This is a genomic window from Terasakiella pusilla DSM 6293 (assembly GCF_000688235.1).
Lineage (GTDB): Bacteria > Pseudomonadota > Alphaproteobacteria > Rhodospirillales > Terasakiellaceae > Terasakiella > Terasakiella pusilla.
This window is the reverse complement of the sequence record NZ_JHYO01000001.1, coordinates 243,230-260,560: the sequence shown is the minus strand read 5'-3', so window position 1 is coordinate 260,560 and position 17,331 is coordinate 243,230. Positions and strand designations below refer to the sequence as shown.

At 52.0% G+C, this 17,331-nt stretch carries 19 protein-coding genes; 17 read left to right on the top strand and 2 right to left on the bottom strand.

The window, feature by feature from the left end:
• Positions 1–317, top strand: a 317-nt coding sequence (locus Q397_RS0101370; protein ID WP_028877890.1) for an IS5/IS1182 family transposase, incomplete at its 5' end; no start/stop codon positions are given.
• Between the two features lie 9 nt (positions 318–326).
• Here the strand turns inward: Q397_RS0101370 and Q397_RS0101365 are convergent.
• Positions 327–548 (bottom strand): hypothetical protein, encoded by a 222-nt coding sequence (locus Q397_RS0101365; protein WP_028877889.1) that lies wholly within the window; start codon positions 546–548, stop codon positions 327–329.
• Between the two features lie 117 nt (positions 549–665).
• On the opposite strand from Q397_RS0101365, the gene Q397_RS0101360 reads away from it, so the two are divergent.
• Positions 666–890 (top strand): hypothetical protein, encoded by a 225-nt coding sequence (locus Q397_RS0101360; RefSeq protein WP_028877888.1) that lies wholly within the window; start codon positions 666–668, stop codon positions 888–890.
• 63 nt (positions 891–953) lie between these two features.
• Here Q397_RS0101360 and ggt read toward each other — a convergent pair whose 3' ends face one another.
• Entirely contained in the window at positions 954–2,666 is a 1,713-nt protein-coding gene (gene ggt, locus Q397_RS0101355) for a gamma-glutamyltransferase (RefSeq protein ID WP_169737949.1), read from the bottom strand.
• A 641-nt stretch (positions 2,667–3,307) separates the two neighbouring features.
• Between ggt and ccoN the strand changes: the two genes are divergently transcribed.
• The 15 genes from ccoN (at position 3,308) to ftsY (ending at position 17,068) form a co-directional block, all read left to right on the top strand.
• Entirely contained in the window at positions 3,308–4,783 is a 1,476-nt protein-coding gene (gene ccoN / locus Q397_RS0101350) for a cytochrome-c oxidase, cbb3-type subunit I (RefSeq protein ID WP_028877886.1), read from the top strand.
• 11 nt (positions 4,784–4,794) lie between these two features.
• A complete protein-coding gene (gene ccoO, locus Q397_RS0101345) occupies positions 4,795–5,526 on the top strand; it encodes a cytochrome-c oxidase, cbb3-type subunit II (RefSeq protein WP_028877885.1) in 732 nt (243 codons plus the stop codon).
• A 9-nt stretch (positions 5,527–5,535) separates the two neighbouring features.
• Entirely contained in the window at positions 5,536–5,688 is a 153-nt protein-coding gene (locus Q397_RS24590; RefSeq protein ID WP_240475005.1) for a cbb3-type cytochrome oxidase subunit 3, read from the top strand.
• A gap of 10 nt (positions 5,689–5,698) precedes the next feature.
• On the top strand, positions 5,699–6,556 hold the full coding sequence (ccoP, locus tag Q397_RS0101335; RefSeq protein WP_028877884.1) for a cytochrome-c oxidase, cbb3-type subunit III: 858 nt from the start codon (positions 5,699–5,701) through the stop codon (positions 6,554–6,556).
• Positions 6,557–6,822: 266 nt separating this feature from the next.
• The gene (gene ccoG / locus Q397_RS0101330; protein WP_038012431.1) at positions 6,823–8,274 is read left to right on the top strand and encodes a cytochrome c oxidase accessory protein CcoG; all 1,452 of its coding nucleotides are present in this window, start codon (positions 6,823–6,825) and stop codon (positions 8,272–8,274) included.
• Positions 8,275–8,769 (top strand): FixH family protein, encoded by a 495-nt coding sequence (locus tag Q397_RS0101325; protein ID WP_028877882.1) that lies wholly within the window; start codon positions 8,275–8,277, stop codon positions 8,767–8,769.
• A 14-nt stretch (positions 8,770–8,783) separates the two neighbouring features.
• Positions 8,784–11,108, top strand: a complete 2,325-nt coding sequence (locus Q397_RS0101320; protein WP_028877881.1) for a heavy metal translocating P-type ATPase — start codon at positions 8,784–8,786, stop codon at positions 11,106–11,108.
• Positions 11,108–11,287, top strand: coding sequence for a cbb3-type cytochrome oxidase assembly protein CcoS (gene ccoS / locus Q397_RS0101315; protein ID WP_028877880.1), 180 nt, complete (start codon positions 11,108–11,110; stop codon positions 11,285–11,287). Before Q397_RS0101320 ends, ccoS begins: the two co-directional genes overlap by 1 nt.
• Positions 11,284–12,141: a 3-methyl-2-oxobutanoate hydroxymethyltransferase gene (gene panB, locus Q397_RS0101310; RefSeq protein WP_028877879.1), complete on the top strand. Its 858-nt coding sequence runs from the start codon at positions 11,284–11,286 to the stop codon at positions 12,139–12,141. Before ccoS ends, panB begins: the two co-directional genes overlap by 4 nt.
• A 12-nt stretch (positions 12,142–12,153) precedes the next feature.
• Entirely contained in the window at positions 12,154–12,996 is an 843-nt protein-coding gene (gene panC / locus Q397_RS0101305) for a pantoate--beta-alanine ligase (protein ID WP_028877878.1), read from the top strand.
• A gap of 70 nt (positions 12,997–13,066) precedes the next feature.
• Positions 13,067–13,357 carry a hypothetical protein gene (locus Q397_RS0101300; protein WP_028877877.1) on the top strand — a complete coding sequence of 97 codons (291 nt, stop codon included), beginning with the start codon at positions 13,067–13,069 and terminating at the stop codon, positions 13,355–13,357.
• A gap of 12 nt (positions 13,358–13,369) precedes the next feature.
• Entirely contained in the window at positions 13,370–14,020 is a 651-nt protein-coding gene (locus tag Q397_RS20495; protein WP_051609590.1) for a hypothetical protein, read from the top strand.
• A gap of 32 nt (positions 14,021–14,052) precedes the next feature.
• Entirely contained in the window at positions 14,053–14,886 is an 834-nt protein-coding gene (gene dapF / locus Q397_RS0101290) for a diaminopimelate epimerase (protein ID WP_038012427.1), read from the top strand.
• 6 nt (positions 14,887–14,892) lie between these two features.
• A complete protein-coding gene (mtaB, locus tag Q397_RS0101285; protein WP_028877875.1) occupies positions 14,893–16,137 on the top strand; it encodes a tRNA (N(6)-L-threonylcarbamoyladenosine(37)-C(2))-methylthiotransferase MtaB in 1,245 nt (414 codons plus the stop codon).
• A gap of 1 nt (position 16,138) precedes the next feature.
• Positions 16,139–17,068, top strand: a complete 930-nt coding sequence (gene ftsY / locus Q397_RS0101280; protein WP_028877874.1) for a signal recognition particle-docking protein FtsY — start codon at positions 16,139–16,141, stop codon at positions 17,066–17,068.
• Positions 17,069–17,331: the final 263 nt, after the last annotated feature.

Here is a 17,331-nt window from a genome sequence, read left to right as displayed (position 1 = left end):
ACAGTCAACCTGCCCTAGCAATGTTGGAAGCTATGCGGGAAGGCACAATTCTTTTGGCCGATAAAGCCTACGACAGCGATGCTATTCGGCAATTGGCTGAAAATAAAAAAGCATGGGCAAATATCCCACCTAAAAGCAATCGACGAAAGTCTTTTGCCTTTAGCAAATTCCTTTACCGCTACAGAAACTTGGTTGAGCGCTTCTTCAACAAACTCAAGCAATTCAGAGGCATTGCCACACGTTATGATAAGAACCCTGAGAATTTCCTCGCTGCTGTTAAACTGGCATCAGTTCGCATTTGGATAAAAAATTTATGAGTCTAGGGCCTAGAACGGATCTTTTAAAGCGTCCTTCATCTCTTGTTTGAGGACACGATAGTAGGTTAGTTCAAGGGACTGACCATCATAGGGATTATAAGGGATGCCTCTGCGGTCCAGTTCTTGACGCATGGGGCGGTGGCGGTACCAATTCACACATGTCAACGCTGCTTTCAAGATCAGGATGATGAAAACGAGGCAGCCGGTTATCAAGAGCGCTATATCAAACAAGGGGGAGGCACCTTTGCTGTTGGGATATGTCTCAGGAAATATACTTGATTTTCAGCCCCACTTCAGCGCATTTTGTGTTTGATTGCAATCGGGCATCATTTGGCATAGGATATAGGCATGTCATCTACTACGCGCATATCGGGGTCATCGACCCAGCCAGTTGTCAGCGATCGGGGTTCCTACGGGGCGGATCGTGAAGAGCGCGTGCGCATTGCCAAGGTGGGTCGTCGCGATGGGCCGGATATTCGGGGGGCGCTTGAGCGCTTGCGTCGTCTGTTGGCATCCGGGGAGCCATTGCGCGATGATGTGCCGCGCGGTTATTATTTGAACATTGTTGTCTAATTCAGCCCGTGACTGAAAAGATCAGGCCCCTGCTTTGTACAGGGGCCATTTTTATGTGTGGAATTAGTCGCCGAGCACAACCCCTTCCCGCCTGGGGTCTGCGGCCCCAACGAGGGTGCCATCGGGGATAATTTGAACAACATGTAACCCACTGGTCATGTCGCGGATGGCGGTTTTATGGCCCCATTGTTCCAGCAGTTCCTGTTGTTGGACTGCCTCTGTCGATTTTTCAAGATCGGTTGTGCCGTTGCGGTTGGTAATGTGGCCTTGGGCGAGGGCTTGATCTAGCGGGAGCTTGTCTTCTGTAATGGCGAGGATTTTTTGGGCCACATACCCAATAATGCGTGACCCGCCGGGGGAGCCGATGGCGAGGATGGCTTTCCCTGTTTCGCGATCGCGCACGATGGTCGGCGCCATGGAGCTACGCGGTCGTTTCCCGCCCTCCAGTCGATTGGCGACGAGTTTGCCGTCTTTTTCAGGGGCGAATGAGAAGTCGGTTAATTGGTTGTTCAGCAAAAAGCCGCCGACCATTTGGCGTGATCCAAAGGCATTTTCGATGCTGGTCGTCATGGACACCATCATACCGGTGCTGTCCACAAGGCTCAGGTGCGTGGTGGAGATGCCGTGGTCTGTATCATGGGGCGCATGAAGGGCGGCCGTTTGGGTGGGGGTGCCTGCTGCAACGGGTGTGGTCAGGGCGCGTTCTGGCTGGATCAGGTTTGCGCGCGATTTTAAATAGGCGGGGGCCAGCAAGGCTTGCGTCGGGACCGGGGTGAAGTCTGGGTCGGCAATGTAGAGGTTACGATCTGCGAACGCGAGTTTAGAGGCTTCTATATATAAGTGTGTACGGTTGAGAGGGGGGACTTTTGAAGAAGCCTGATCATATTGGTCCATAATCCCCAAGATCCCCAGTACGCTTAATCCGCCGGAGCTGGGGGGCGCCATGCCGCAGACATTGTAGGTTTTATAATCCATGCAAACGGGGGCGCGCTGAATGGTGCGGTACTGCTCAAAGTCCGGGAGATCGAGTTGCCCGGGGTTGGTTGGGTGGTTCTGGACCTTTGAGATAATCTGTTGGGCAAGTGGCCCGTGATAAAAGGCGTTGGCTCCGCCTTTTTGGATTTGGCGTAAACTGTCAGCAAATGCCGGGTTTTTCAGCAGGTGTCCGACCGGGAGAGGGCGACCATCTGGCAGATAGAAATAGGCCCGCGCTGTGGGGTCATCTTTCAGGAATTTATCACGCGCGATCAGGCTGTGCAGGCGTTCTGATACCACAAAGCCGTTTTCTGCCCATTGTATGGCGTCGTCAAAAAGGCGCGACCAGTCCAATCGCCCGTATTTGGCGTGTGCATCGGCCAGGAGCCGCACGAGGCCGGGGGTGCCGACGGACAGACCGCCGATGGCGGCGTCAAAGAACTTTAAGGTCGCGCCGCCCTCTTGGATAAAAAGGTCCGATTCGGTGGCAAAGGGGGCTGTTTCGCGTCCGTCGAAGGTGAGAATCTGGTTTTTTTCGGGGTCATACAGTACCAAAAAACCTCCGCCGCCGATGCCGGAGGATTGGGGTTCAACTAAATTCAGGACCAGCTGTGCGGCAATTGCGGCATCCACGGCACTGCCGCCGGCCCGTAAAATGCGCTGTCCAGCCTGTGCGGCAAGGGGATTTGCCACCGAAATCATGTGTTTTTTTGCGGAAACGGCGGGCTTTTCAAGCCGTGAGACAGCGGCTTCCGGGCTGGCGCGATGGTCGATTTGCGGATTTATTGTGCAAGCGCTCACAAAAAAGAGGCCTGAACAAATGAGCAGAAAACGGTGAAGCACCCGATAAGGAGTAAGCTGTATCATGTTGAAAAGAACCTAAGTAATGATTTCACGTCCGCTATCAGAATGGGTGGAAAAAGAGACAAAAACAAGAGAAAGCGACCCAATGACAGAAAGTAGCCATAATTGATGATCCATAATGCTTGTCTGTTTTAATAAAATGCACGTGATCTTGGGCCGTAAAAAGAGGTGTTGTAGTAATAATGAAGTAAATATTGGTGATACCTTTTATTTTCCATTTAAATAAAAGCGGGTTAATTTATTAACCAAGTCCAGTGAAGGGATATTATGGTGGTTTTGTCTATCAACACAAAAGATGTGGGGTTTGTGAATATTTAAGCAATACACAAAAACGCAGTTTAAAATTAATCCAAACTGGGCAAATCAAGGAAACACTATTTGACTTATATCAAAACGCTAAATATATTCCCCGCTATATTTAAGCCTCCTGATTATGCCTTTTTATTGTCAAAAATGGCGAGTTAGGAGCACGCACGCATTAAAGCTGTCGTCTTGATCTTTAAACGCTGGGGGGTGTTTTAAGGATCTGATCCGATGGCTTTGATGTGTTCGAATTTCGGGAAGAACAGGAGTTCGGCATGAACCAAGCGACCACAGCTACTGGTGCCTCCGAGGTGGTATACAACGAAGACGTTGTCCGTAAGTTTATTCTTGCAGCCACATTTTGGGGTGTCATCGGCTTTATCGTCGGGACTTTCATCGCTTTTCAATTAGCGTTTCCGGCGCTGAACCTGGGTCTGGAATGGACGACTTTCGGTCGTGTACGTCCAGTTCATACGTCGGCGGTTATTTTCGCCTTCGGTGGTTCTATTATGTTTGCAACGTCTTTTTACGTTGTGCAGCGCACTTGCCGCGCGCCGCTGTTTGGCGGCCGTTTGTTGGCAAATTTAATTTTCTGGGGTTACCAGCTATTCATCGTCACTGCGGCTCTGGGCTATGTCCTGGGTGTTACTCAAGGTAAAGAGTACGCAGAACCGGAATGGTATGCTGACCTTCTTTTGACTGTTGTATGGGTAGCTTATCTCGTCGCCTTCGCGGGCACGTTGATGACACGCCGTGTTTCTCACATCTATGTGGCAAACTGGTTCTACCTTGCATTCATTATCACTGTTGCTGTCCTGCACTTGGGGAACAACATCACGCTGCCGGTAATTTTGTTCGGTGGTGAGAGCTTCGTTAAGTCCTATATCTGGGCAAGCGGCGTTCAAGATGCGATGACACAGTGGTGGTACGGTCACAACGCGGTAGGTTTCTTCCTTACTGCGGGCTTCTTGGGCTTGATGTACTACTTTGTTCCGAAACAGGCTGAGCGTCCGGTATATTCTTACCGTCTGTCGATCATCCACTTCTGGGCACTTGTATTCTTGTATATCTGGGCTGGTCCTCACCACCTTCACTACACGTCTCTGCCAGACTGGACACAAACTTTGGGGATGACTTTCTCCATCATGTTGTGGATGCCGTCTTGGGGTGGGATGATCAACGGTTTGATGACGCTTTCCGGCGCGTGGGAAAAACTGCGTACAGATCCTGTACTGCGCTTCCTGATCGCTTCTATCGCGTTCTACGGCATGTCGACCTTCGAAGGTCCGGCAATGTCTATCAAAGCGGTTAATGGTCTGTCTCACTATACAGATTGGACAATCGGTCACGTACACTCCGGTGCTTTGGGTTGGGTTGCTTTCGTATCTTTTGGTGCGATGTACTACCTCATTCCGAAACTGTGGAACCGTACGCGTCTGTATTCTCTGCGTTTGGTTACGTATCACTTCTGGATTGCGACAATTGGTATCGTTCTTTACATCACTGCGATGTGGATTTCCGGTATCATGCAAGGCCTGATGTGGCGTGCGTACGATGACCTCGGTTTCCTTCAGTACTCGTTCATCGAGTCTGTAGAAGCGATGCATCCGTACTACGTTATCCGCGCTTGTGGTGGTGTTCTCTTCGTACTCGGTTCTTTGATCATGGTTTGGAACTTCATCAAAACCATCCAAGGCGACCTGCGTACTGAAGACGAATTCGTGGCACCGCAATCTGCGGCTGCTGAGTAAGGGGATCTATTATGAAGCACGAAATCTTCGAGAAAAATACGATCCTCCTTGCGATCGGGATCTTGATCACTATCTCCATCGGTGGTCTGGTACAAATCGTTCCGCTTTACTTCATCGATTCAACAATCGAAAAAGTAGACGGTGTCCGTCCTTACTCTCCACTTGAGCTCGCCGGTCGTAACATTTACGTCCGTGAAGGCTGTTACCTCTGTCACTCTCAACAGATCCGTCCGTTCCGTGACGAAGTTGAGCGTTATGGTCACTACAGCCTTGCAGCAGAGTCCATGTACGACCACCCCTTCCAATGGGGTTCCAAGCGTACTGGTCCGGACCTTGCGCGTGTTGGCGGCAAATACTCTAACGCATGGCATGTTGCGCACCTTATCCGTCCGCAAGACGTTGTGCCTGAGTCTGTAATGCCGATGTACAAGTTCTTGTCTGAGAAAGAGTTGTCTTTCAATGACGCGGGCGCTCACTTGTCAGCACTGCGTGCTGCGGGTGATCCGTACACCGACGAACAAATCGCTCAAGCTGCTTCTGACTTCGCTACCCAAGCTATGGGTGACGCGGGTGAAGGCGATACAGATGAACTTCTGACTCGCTATCCGAAAGCTGTAATTGGTGACTTTGACGGGAATCCGGAAAAAATCACCGAAATGGACGCGCTGGTCGCATACCTTCAGATGCTTGGTACATTGGTGGATTTCACCACGTACAAGCCTGAAGGCGACATGGCACGATAGGGTGCAGGCGTGAGCTTGGACGATATAGTCTCACTCGGACGACAGTTATGGGTCGTCTGGCTGATGTTCCTGTTCTTGGGGATCATATTCTTTGCGCTTCGCCCAAAGAATAAAAAGAAGTTTGATGAAGCTTCCCAGATCCCCCTTCAGGACGATGATTAAGGAGATTAGTATGGCAAACGTGGAAAAGGACCCGGTATCGGGCACAAATACCACCGGCCATGAATGGGATGGCATTAAAGAGCTGGATACGCCGCTTCCGAAGTGGTGGTTGACAACCTTTTATGCTTGTATCATTTGGGCAATCGGCTACTGGGTAGTTTACCCGTCTTGGCCGACGCTTAACGATTACGCCAAAGGTGTATTCGAAACAACGAACCGACTTGAACATGCCAAAGAGATGGAAGCTGTGAAGCAGTCTCGTATGGTATGGACAACCAAGTTCGAAGGTAAAGATATCGAAGAAGTTGCCAACGATTCTGAACTGTTGAACTACGCTATGGCAGGGGGTCGTGTGATTTTCGCCGACAACTGTCAACCGTGTCACGGCGCTTCAGGTTCTGGTGCGAAAAACTTCCCGGTTCTGGCTGATGATGACTGGCTGTGGGGCGGTGATCTGGATTCTATTCAGACAACCATCCTGTACGGGATCCGTTCCGGTCACGAAGACGAACGTGTCTCTGACATGCCTAACTTTGTTGAAGACGAGACTTTGACACCTGCGCAAGCTGAAATGGTTGCGGATTATGTGATGTCTCTGTCCGGTCAGGGCTCTGCTTCTGAAGAAGCAAAAGTTCTGTTCGAAGACAACTGTGCAGCCTGTCACTCTGAAGACGGTTCAGGTCAACAGGCCCTTGGTGGCCCGCGTCTGAACGACGGCATTTGGCTTTATGGCGGCGGCAAAGATGCTGTCCTGTCACAAATCATGAAACCGAAGCACGGTGTTATGCCGGCTTGGGTGGGCCGTCTGTCTGAGACAGAAATCAAACAAGTTGCAATCTACGTCCACTCTTTGGGTGGCGGTCAGTAAGCACGGCTCGTTTGATTGACGAAAATAAAACGGCTGTCGTGATACTCTCGCGGCGGCCGTTTTTATTGGTCCCGTTCCGGTTGTTTAGCATATTACAATGTGGTGAAATACCTTATAAACCAAATGGTTTTATAGGACTTAAAAATAAGAATATTGTCAGAAAAAAGTAAATATCTTGACCCGAAATTGACGGTTATCAATTGCTAAACACCCCGAACGGGAGTACAAAAAGCGCAGATTTTATTGACCATAGATCGAGTAGAACCATGGTAAAAGCAGTAAGTAAGCCTCAAGTTTATGAAGGCGACGGTAAGGGTCCGCTCTATGCAGACCGGATCAAAATTCATCCCCGCAAATTTGTTGGCCCCTTTAGAAAATGGAAGACGATCCTGTTGTGGGTGTTTCTGGCGCTCTATCACGGGTTTGCATGGGTGCGTTGGGACCGTGGGCCGGGCCTGCCGGATCAGGCGGTTCTGTTTGATCTGCCGGGCCGTCGTGCGTATATCTTTTGGATCGAGATTTGGCCGCAGGAGGTCTATTACCTGACGGGTCTGTTGATTATTGCAGCGGTCAGCTTGTTTGCGGCCTCTGCAATTGCCGGTCGGGTCTGGTGTGGTTTTGCCTGTTTCCAGACGGTCTGGACGGACCTGTTTATGAAGGTCGAGGAATGGATCGAGGGTGATCGTAGTAAACGGATCAAACTTGATAACGCCCCCATGAGCCTGAACAAGTTCTTGAAACGGATCGCAAAACACACAGTGTGGTTGCTGATCGCTGTTTTCATGGCTGTGTCCTTCTTGTGGTATTTCAACGATGCACCGACTCTGACCAAAGACTTGCTGCAGGGTAATATTGGCGGCTGGACCTTGGTGGTTCTGATCGTGCTGACCTCCATGACCTATATTATGGCCGGTTTTGCCCGTGAGCAGGTGTGTTTTTACATGTGCCCCTATGGTCGTTTCCAATCTGTGATGACTGACGAAGACTCGTTGCTGGTGACGTATGAAGCCTGGCGGGGCGAGCCGCGGATGAAAGGGGCTAAGAACCTAGATTCCCCGGATCGTGGTCACTGTGTGGATTGCGGCCTTTGTGTCCAAGCCTGTCCGACAGGGATTGATATCCGTGATGGTCAACAGATGGAATGTATTGGCTGTGGTCTCTGTATCGATGCCTGTAACACCATGATGGATACCCTGAAACTGCCGCGTAACCTGATTTCCTATGACAGTTACACCAATATGGTGGCGCGCGAGCAAGGTAAAGGCAAACAGGTTCACCTGATCCGTCCTCGCACAATCTATTATGCGGTGATCCTGTCTGTGGTGACAGCGGTTCTGTTGGCTAGCCTCAGTCTACGTGACCGTCTGGAAGTGAATATCATTCGGGACCGTGCACCGTTGTTCGTGACGTTATCTACCGGCAACATTCGAAACGGCTATACCTATAAGATCCTGAATATGGAATCGTCACCAAAAACCTATGAACTGTCGGTGAATGGGTTGGAGGGTGTAACCATGGATGTGATCGGTCAGCATGAGAAGGAACAGAAGGTGGTGACGCTGGATGTGCATGCAGATACTGTGGGGACATTCAAGCTGTTTCTACAAGCGCCGAAAGCAAAGCTGGAAGGGGCGTCAACAAACATTGACTTTGTCCTCAAGGATGTAGAGACTGGCGACGTTTATAGCCAATCAACAGTTTTCCGTGGACCTAAATAAATGAGTAAACAACGCAAACCGGGATGGTGGTATCCTTGGATCTTCGTCGGCTTTTTTGCGGTGATCGTGACCGTCAACGGCATCATGATTTTCTTCGCATACGATAGCTGGACAGGTCTGGAGACCAAGGATCACTATCTCAAAGGTCTGGCCTATGACACCAACGTAGAAGCTGCGCGTGCGCAGGAAGCGTTGGGATGGGAGGTGAAACTGGATGTCACAACCCTTGAAAGCCGTGATAAAGAACGTCGTATTGCTTATCAAGTGACGTTCAAGGATCACAATGGCAAGCCCGTTGACGCTTTGAAAGCCCATACCTTTTTCGTGCGTCCCACATCTGAAGGTGTGGATGTGGATGGTCCGGCAACAGTTGTTGAACCAGGTGTTTTAAGTGGTGAGTTGACCCTGTCAGTGCCGGGTCAATGGGATGTGCGGGTTCATGCCGATAGCATGGGCCGCAAGTACCAGCTTGTTGAACGCGTTGTTGTTCAATAAACGCCCAGACGATTATGACCAAAGCTTGCCTACATTGCGGTGATCCCGTCCCTTCCCTCAGCGAGGGGGGGGACGGGTTTTGCTGTAAGGGCTGTGAAGGCGCCTACAACCTGATTAACGGGTTGGGGCTTAAAACATATTACGAGCGGCGCACGATTGATCCCGAGATCAAGGCCCTGCGCCCCGATGAAGACGGTGCGATGATCAACTATCGCGCCCATATCATTGAGGAAGAGGACGCCACAAAGACCCTCTATCTCATGGTCGAAGGCATCCATTGCGCGGCCTGTGTGTGGTTGATTGAAACCGCCTTGGCAAAGCAGGACGGGGTCTTGCAAGCCCGCGTGAATATGTCCACCCGTCGCCTTGTCTTGAAATGGCGCGGAGACGATATCGACCCGAATGAACTGGTCGGGACCATTAATGCACTGGGCTATCGCCTTGTCCCGTTTGATCCCTGTCTTTTAAATTCCGAAAATCAAAAAAGTGAAAAAGAACTGCTGCGCGCTTTGGCGGTTGCGGGGTTTGCCACTGCAAACGTGATGCTGTTTTCTGTTTCCGTCTGGGCGGGATATAGCCAAGGCATGATGGAAAGTACGCGCGATCTGATGCACTGGCTCTCTGCTTTGGTTGCCATGCCAGCCGTGGCCTATGCGGGCCGTCCTTTCTTTCGGTCTGCCCTGACCGCCCTGAAAAGCGGGCGCACCAATATGGATGTGCCGATTTCTTTAGCCGTGATTCTGACGGCAGCCATGAGTCTGGTGCAGGTCATCAATAGTGAAGAGCACGTCTATTTCGACTCCTCCATCAGTCTGTTGTTTTTCTTGCTGATCGGGCGCTATCTAGATCGACGGGCGCGGGGCCGTGCGCGTGGGGCGGCGGAACATCTGTTGGGGCTGAATGCGGTTGCGGTCAGTGTCTTGCTGGATGACGGCACCCAAAGTCTGCTGCCGCCGGATCAGGTGAAAGACGGTATGACCGTTTTGTCCACCGCCGGGGAACGTATTGCGGTGGATGGGGTGATTGTCGATGGTCAGTCCGATATTGATACTAGCCTGATCTCTGGGGAGTCGGTGCCGGTTACGGTGAAGACGGATGATCGCGTCTTTGCCGGGACAACCAATTTGTCCGGCGCCTTAAAAATTAAAGTCACGGCTACGGGGGAAAGCACCCTGCTGGCGGAAATCGTGCGCTTGATGGAAGAGGCGGAGGCCGGACGGGCAAAATATGTCGCCATCGCCGACCGTGTCGCCCAACAATATGGCCCGGTGGTGAACGTGTTGGCGCTTGGGACGTTTCTGTTCTGGTTCTTTATCGCAGGGGCGGCGTGGCATGAGGCGTTGCTGACGGCGGTGGCTGTCTTGATCATCACCTGTCCTTGTGCCCTTGCCTTGGCGGTGCCGGTGGTGCAGGTGATTGCGTCCGGTCGTTTGATGCGCCAAGGGATTTTGGTGAAAACCGGTACGGCCCTTGAACGGCTGGCGCAGGTCAAGCATGTGGTGTTTGATAAAACCGGCACCTTGACCCAAGGACGTGCAGAGCTGGTCAATCGAACAGAGATTGACGACGAGGCGGTGATGTTGGCAGCCTCCATCGCAGCAGCGAGTAAGCATCCGTTGTCCCGGGCGCTTTGCCGCGCTGTCGGGCGGGTGTCAGTTAAATCAGGCGTGCAGGAGATATCGGGCAACGGTCTGGCGTGGCAGGATGTCCGTTTGGGCAGTCGTAACTGGTGCGGGGATGAGGCGGCTCCGCTTAGTGCGGGACCGGAATTGTGGCTTAATCAGCCGGACAAAGCCCCGATCTGTTTTAGGTTTGAAGATAATTTGCGCCGTGATGCGCAAGACGTCATCACCCAGTTAAAAGCGCAAGGCTACGGTTTGCACCTGCTGTCAGGCGACCGTACGGAACCTGTGCGCAAGGTTGCCGAAGATTTGGCGATTGACGATTGGAAAGCCCAGTGCACACCGAAAGCGAAATGTGACGCACTTGAAAAACTGGATCATCCCTTGATGGTGGGCGATGGGCTGAACGATGCGCCAGCCTTGGCGGCTGCGCATGTGTCCTTGTCGCCTTCCACCGCGATTGATGTCTCGCAAACTGCGGCGGATGCGGTCTTTCAGGGGGATCGTTTGCGTCCGGTGATTGAGGCGTTAGGCGTTGCCAAGAAAGCAGAAATATTGGTAAAGCAAAATTTTGCTTTGGCATTTATCTATAACGGTGTGACAATCCCGCTTGCTGTCGCGGGGTATGTGACGCCGTTGATTGCAGCGGTCGCCATGTCCACGTCCAGTCTGGTGGTGATCGCCAACGCATTACGATTGAGCAGAGGAAAACTGTAGTGGAAAGCCTGTTATACCTTATTCCGGCGATGCTGTTTCTTGGTGGTCTTGGCCTTGCTGGTTTTTTATGGGCCTTAAGATCGGGACAGTATGACGATATGGAAGGCAATGCATCTCGCATCCTTTTTGATGATGACGATAAACCCCTGCCGGCGCCTGAGGAGGAAAAAAAGAAATGAGCAAAGCCACAAATACAAAACGTATCACCCTGATGGATCTAAAAGGCCGTAAAGGCCAAGACCCTATTGTTTGCTTAACCGCCTATACCACATCGATTTCCCGTTTGCTGGACGATCAGGTGGATTTGATGCTGGTGGGTGACAGTCTGGGCATGGTGCTTTATGGCATGGACAGTACGCTGGGCGTGACGGTTGATATGATGATTGCCCATGGTCAAGGGGTTATGCGCGGGTCTGATCGCGCCTGTATTATTGTGGATATGCCGTTTGGCTCCTATGAAGAAAGCCCGCAAATGGCCTTTCGCAACTGTTCGCGCGTGATGGCGGAAACCCGCTGTTCCGGCGTGAAGCTGGAAGGCGGCGCGGAAATGGCGGAGACGATCTCCTTCCTTGTGAAGCGCGGTATTCCGGTTGTGGCCCATATTGGTCTGACGCCGCAGTCGGTGCATGTTTTGGGTGGGTTTAAATCCCAAGGCAAAACAGATGAGGCAGCCGAACAGATCGTTGCGGATGCAAAAGCGGTTGCGGCGGCTGGTGCTTCCCTTGTTGTGGTTGAAGGGGTGATGGAGCCGCTGGCGGTGCGTATCACCAACGAAATTGATGTCCCGACCATTGGGATCGGCGCGTCGGCCCAATGTGACGGGCAGATTCTGGTTACCGAAGATATCTTGGGCCTGTTTGCGGAATTCAAGCCCAAGTTTGTCAAGCGTTATGCCCAGATGGATGAGATGATCACCGAAGCGGTTGGCGCGTATAAAACTGAAGTGTTAAACAGGGCTTTCCCTGCACCGGAACATTGTTTTGGTTACAAAGGCCCGTTGGGTCACAACAACCCTCCAAAAGAACAAAAATAAGAGTAAACGGACATGACGATCTCTACACTTCGTACAGTTGCCGACCTGCGCGCGCAGGTGTCCCAATGGCGTGCAGATGGGCTTACGGTTGGCTTAGTGCCGACCATGGGTGCGTTGCACGATGGGCATTTAACCTTGGTGAAAACGGCTTTGGCAAAATGTGATCGGGTGATCGCAACGATTTTTGTGAACCCGAAACAGTTCGGCCCGAATGAAGATCTCGACAGCTATCCGCGTACGGAAAACGAAGATCGCGAAAAATTGGCGGATGTGGGGGGACATGTTCTGTTTGCCCCCAATGTTGCAGAGATGTATGGCACCGATGGTGGCGTGACAAAGATCTGCGTCAGTGGTCTGGGCGATATCTTGGAAGGCGCGTTCCGGCCGGGCTTTTTTGACGGGGTCGCAACCGTTGTGACAAAGCTGTTGTTGCAAGCCCTGCCCGATGTCGCTTTTTTCGGGGAAAAGGACTATCAGCAGCTTGCGGTCATCAAACGTTTTGTTGCGGATTTAAATATTCCGGTGACGATCGAAGGGGTGCCGACGGTACGCGAAACCGATGGATTGGCGATGTCGTCGCGCAATGCCTATCTGGATCGTGAAGAACGCCAGATTGCCCCGTTGCTTTACCGCACCATCTCTGAAGTGTCAGAACGGTTTAAGATGGGGGGTGATGCGGAGGCTTTGTCGAAGTGGGCAACCCAGCAACTGCTGGAAGGTGGCTTTCAAAAGGTCGATTATGTGGCCCTTCGTAAAGCCCATGATCTGGCAGAAGGGGCGGTGAAAGGGGAAGCGATGCGCGTACTGGTTGCTGCCTTTCTGGGAAAAGCCCGTCTGATTGATAATGTCGGTTAAACCGCAATGGTTTTTTAAGCTTTATCCCTTAGGTTTGTGGTTATAACAACACAAACCAAGGGATGAATAGATGTACGGCGATGTTAAAGCACAGATTTTAAACCTCTTTCCATTTAGCTATGATGGAACGCTGATTGCGTTGGGACTGTTTATCTGGCTGATGAGTGGTCTGGTCTTTCGTTTGCCGATGACGAAACTGGTCAGTGTGGTCCCGATCATTATCCTTGGGGTTGCGATTGAAATTGCGGACGTGATGTTTTTAGGACAAGCCCCGATCCGTGCTGTGTCTGATTTTGCGATTCTTGTTCTCCCTGTTTTGATTGTGGTATTCTGTCAGCATCAAGGTTGGGCCAGAACGTAAAGTTTTTCGAAGATGATCAGCTATAACCAGATCGATGATATGCTAAAACCCGTGGGCTTTTGCCTGCGCGGGGGCTTCACCGATAAGCTGACGACATTGCTGGTCGGCAATGTGGGGTCCGATATCTGGAAACTGTTTGGTCAGCAATATGATGACTGGATGGAACCGGACCCGCTGGATCATTGGACCCGTGACCATCTTGTTCGCCTTGCGGATGAACTGGACTGTAAGGTGGTTTTTCCGTTCGACGGGCCAGCCTACGCACCGTTTCAGAAATGGGCGATGAAGGCAGATTGCGTTTTCCCCTCTCCGCTTGGTCCCCTCATCCATCCGGTCTATGGCTTGTGGCATGCTTATCGCGGGGCGTTTGTTTTTGATCATCCGATCAAGGGGATTCCCCCCAAGCCCAAGTTGACCTCCCCTTGTGAAAGCTGTCAAAAGAAACCCTGTCTGAAGACTTGTCCGGTTGGTGCTTTTACGGTGGATGGCTATAACGTGCCGGATTGTATGGACTATCTGGGTCGTCATCTGGACAGTGACTGTATGACCTTAGGCTGTCTGGCGCGCCGGGCCTGTCCGGTGGGGGAAAAATTCTCGTACCATCCGGCGCACGGTCAGTTTCATATGGATCGTTTTTTGCGCTCTGCCCCGCTTAAGCCCTAGACTCTGAGGCGATTTTAGACCATATAACAGGCATGTTACCCTTTATTAAGATGCATGGCCTTGGCAACGATTTTGTTGTCCTTGATGCCCGTGAAAACCCGATTGACCTAACTGTTGCGCAAGTGCAGGCGATGGCCGACAGACGCACAGGGGCGGGGTGTGATCAGTTTATCGTGATGGAACCTGCCAAGGATAGCGCGGCAGATGTCTTTATGCGTATCCGCAATGCCGATGGTAACGAGGTCGAAGCCTGCGGTAACGCAACGCGCTGTATCGCCCGCCTGATGATGGATGAGCTGGGCAAGCCCGAGGTCACGGTGGAAACGGTTGTGGGCCTGTTGCATGCGCGTGATGCGGGCGATACGGTCACGGTCAATATGGGCCAAGCCCGCTTGGGGTGGCAGGATATTCCGGTCGCTGAAGACTGTGATACCTTGACCATGCCGTTAACCGTTGGGCCGTTGGAAGGTCCGGTGGGTGTGAATGTGGGCAATCCGCATGCGGTCTTTTTTGTGCCAAACTGCGAGAGTGTGGACTTGGAAGCCGCTGGCCCCCATGTGGAAACCCATCCGTTTTTCCCCGAACGCACAAATGTGGAAGTCGTCACCGAACAGGACGATGGCTCTTTGCGCATGCGCGTCTGGGAACGGGGCGTCGGCATTACCCAAGCCTGCGGAACCGGTGCCTGTGCGGTTTTGGTTGCGGCGGTGCGTCGTGGGATCATTGACGGGCGTGCGGCTGATGTGGTGCTGGATGGCGGCACCTTACATATTGAATGGCTGGAAAATGGCGAGATCCTGATGACAGGGCCTGCCAGTCGAGCCTATAGCGGATCGTTTGACACATCCGTTTATCCGGGAGCGTAAGAAAAAATGAGTGAGGCCAAGGTTGTCACACTCGGATGTCGGCTAAACACCTATGAATCCGAGGTCATGCGCAAAAATGCCCGTGAAGCCGGACTGGAAAATGCCATTATCATCAACACCTGTGCGGTGACGGGGGAAGCGGTGCGTCAAGCCCGCCAGACCATCCGCAAAATGCGCAAATCCGATCCCAATGCCAAGATCATCGTGACAGGCTGTGCAGCCCAGATCGACCCGCAAGCTTTTGCGGAGATGGAAGAAGTCGACCGGGTGATCGGCAATAAGGAAAAGCTGGAAGTTGATAGCTTCCTGCCGGAACGCACAGAACTGATCGAAGTCACGGACATCATGGATGTGCGCGAAACCGCCAACCATTTGATCGATGGGTTTGATGGACATACCCGTGCCTTTATCGAAGTTCAGCAAGGCTGCGATCATCGCTGCACCTTTTGTATCATCCCGTTTGGGCGCGGTCCCAACCGATCCGTCCCCATTGGGGAGATCGTGGATCGGGTGAAGAACTTGGTTGAACGTGGCTATCGGGAAGTCGTCCTGACCGGTGTGGATGTGACCTCTTACGGGCCGGACCTGCCGGGGAAACCCAGCTTCGGGCAGATGGTGCGCCGTGTGCTCTCCAACGTGCCGGAACTGCCGCGCTTGCGCCTCAGTTCCCTTGATCCGGCAGCGGTGGATGCGGAGTTGTTGGAGGTCATTGCGAACGAGCCGCGCTTGATGCCCCACTTCCACCTGAGCTTACAAGCGGGTGAAGACATGATCCTCAAACGTATGAAGCGCCGTCATACGGTATCGGATGCGGTGGCCTTATGCGACAAGATACGTATTAGACGACCTGATGCTGTCTTTGGGGCCGATATTATCGCAGGCTTCCCGACGGAAGATGACGAGATGTTCCAGACCACGCTGGACACCCTGGATCGTTGCAATATTACCTTTGCCCATGTCTTTCCTTTTAGCCCGCGTGAAGGCACGCCTGCGGCCCGTATGCCACAGGTCCAGACCAAGGTGCGCAAAGCCCGTGCGGCGAAAATCCGTGCCTTGGGGGAAGCGGCGCTGGACGCGTTTTTAGAGTCGCGTATCGGCAAGACAGTCTCGGTTCTGGTGGAAAAAAATAACGCAGGGCACTGCGAACATTATTGTCCGGTTCAATTGACAAGTGATGTGGAAGCAGGCCAAATCGTCAGCGCAAAAGTGCTGAAACTACAAGACGGTAGTCTCATTGGGGAAGTAATCTGATATGACGGAAAAAAAGGGCTGGTTGGCGCGCCTAAAAGCGGGCCTGAGCAAATCGTCCAGTAAACTGACAAGCGGTATTGGCGATTTGTTCACCAAACGCAAACTGGATGACGAAGCGCTGGAAGAACTGGAAGACCTGTTGATTACGTCTGATATGGGTGTGGCAACAGCGGCCAAGATCGTTCAGGGCATCGCGAAATCCCGCTTTGGCAAGGATATCAGCACGGAAGAACTGAAAGCCGCACTGGCAGATGAAATTACCCCGATCCTGGAACCGGTCACCAAGCCCTTGGATGTTGCAACGGGGCGTAAACCCCATGTTGTCTTGGTCTGTGGGGTCAATGGGTCGGGTAAAACCACGACCATTGGCAAACTGTCCAAAATCTATTCCGATCAGGGCTTGAAAGTCATGTTGGCTGCAGGCGATACCTTCCGGGCGGCAGCGGTGGAACAGCTGAAAGTCTGGGGGGAGCGCACAAACGTCCCGGTGATTGCGAAAGAAACCGGTGCCGATGCGGCAGCTCTTGCTTTTGATGCGGTCAGCACAGCCAAAGCCCAAGGGGTGGACGTCTTGTTGATCGACACGGCGGGACGTTTGCAAAACAAAGCGCATTTGATGGATGAGCTGGAAAAAGTCGTGCGCGTGATCAAAAAAGTGGATGAAACCGCGCCCCATGACACGGTGTTGGTCCTTGATTCAACGGTCGGGCAAAACGCCCACAGTCAGGTGGAAACTTTTGACAAAATCGTCAATGTCACTGGCCTGATCGTCACCAAACTGGATGGGACGGCAAAAGGCGGTGTGACCGTCAGCCTTGCAGAAAGATTTGGCAAACCCGTCCATGCCATCGGCGTGGGGGAAGCGGCAGAAGACTTGCGTCCCTTTGAAGCGCGCGCCTTTGCCAATGCATTGGTTGGTCTGGACGAGTAAGTCAACGCGATTGCGACATTTTAAAGCGAGCTTCGGTTTTTAATCGGGGCTCGCTTTTATTTGTGAGCAATGGATGTAGAACTTTATGGTTTTATTAGAATAAACATAAATTTATCAAAAAGATAAAACGCATCAGCTTTTCTATTTCTGAGCGTTATTTGATAGGCAGTTTGCGGCAGTTTTGTTACGGTGCGCGTGATAATTTAAAGAGAAAATCCCCGCAAAAGGGGGTGCGGTCGTTTTTTAATCTCGTCTTAAACGAA

Coding starts and splice junctions, on each gene's coding strand:
- Q397_RS0101360 (WP_028877888.1), top strand. CDS start 666: ATGTCATCTACTACGCGCATATCGGGGTCATCGACCCAGCCAGTTGTC.
- ccoN (WP_028877886.1), top strand. CDS start 3,308: ATGAACCAAGCGACCACAGCTACTGGTGCCTCCGAGGTGGTATACAAC.
- ccoO (WP_028877885.1), top strand. CDS start 4,795: ATGAAGCACGAAATCTTCGAGAAAAATACGATCCTCCTTGCGATCGGG.
- ccoP (WP_028877884.1), top strand. CDS start 5,699: ATGGCAAACGTGGAAAAGGACCCGGTATCGGGCACAAATACCACCGGC.
- ccoG (WP_038012431.1), top strand. CDS start 6,823: ATGGTAAAAGCAGTAAGTAAGCCTCAAGTTTATGAAGGCGACGGTAAG.
- Q397_RS0101325 (WP_028877882.1), top strand. CDS start 8,275: ATGAGTAAACAACGCAAACCGGGATGGTGGTATCCTTGGATCTTCGTC.
- Q397_RS0101320 (WP_028877881.1), top strand. CDS start 8,784: ATGACCAAAGCTTGCCTACATTGCGGTGATCCCGTCCCTTCCCTCAGC.
- panB (WP_028877879.1), top strand. CDS start 11,284: ATGAGCAAAGCCACAAATACAAAACGTATCACCCTGATGGATCTAAAA.
- panC (WP_028877878.1), top strand. CDS start 12,154: ATGACGATCTCTACACTTCGTACAGTTGCCGACCTGCGCGCGCAGGTG.
- Q397_RS0101300 (WP_028877877.1), top strand. CDS start 13,067: ATGTACGGCGATGTTAAAGCACAGATTTTAAACCTCTTTCCATTTAGC.
- Q397_RS20495 (WP_051609590.1), top strand. CDS start 13,370: ATGATCAGCTATAACCAGATCGATGATATGCTAAAACCCGTGGGCTTT.
- dapF (WP_038012427.1), top strand. CDS start 14,053: ATGTTACCCTTTATTAAGATGCATGGCCTTGGCAACGATTTTGTTGTC.
- mtaB (WP_028877875.1), top strand. CDS start 14,893: ATGAGTGAGGCCAAGGTTGTCACACTCGGATGTCGGCTAAACACCTAT.
- ftsY (WP_028877874.1), top strand. CDS start 16,139: ATGACGGAAAAAAAGGGCTGGTTGGCGCGCCTAAAAGCGGGCCTGAGC.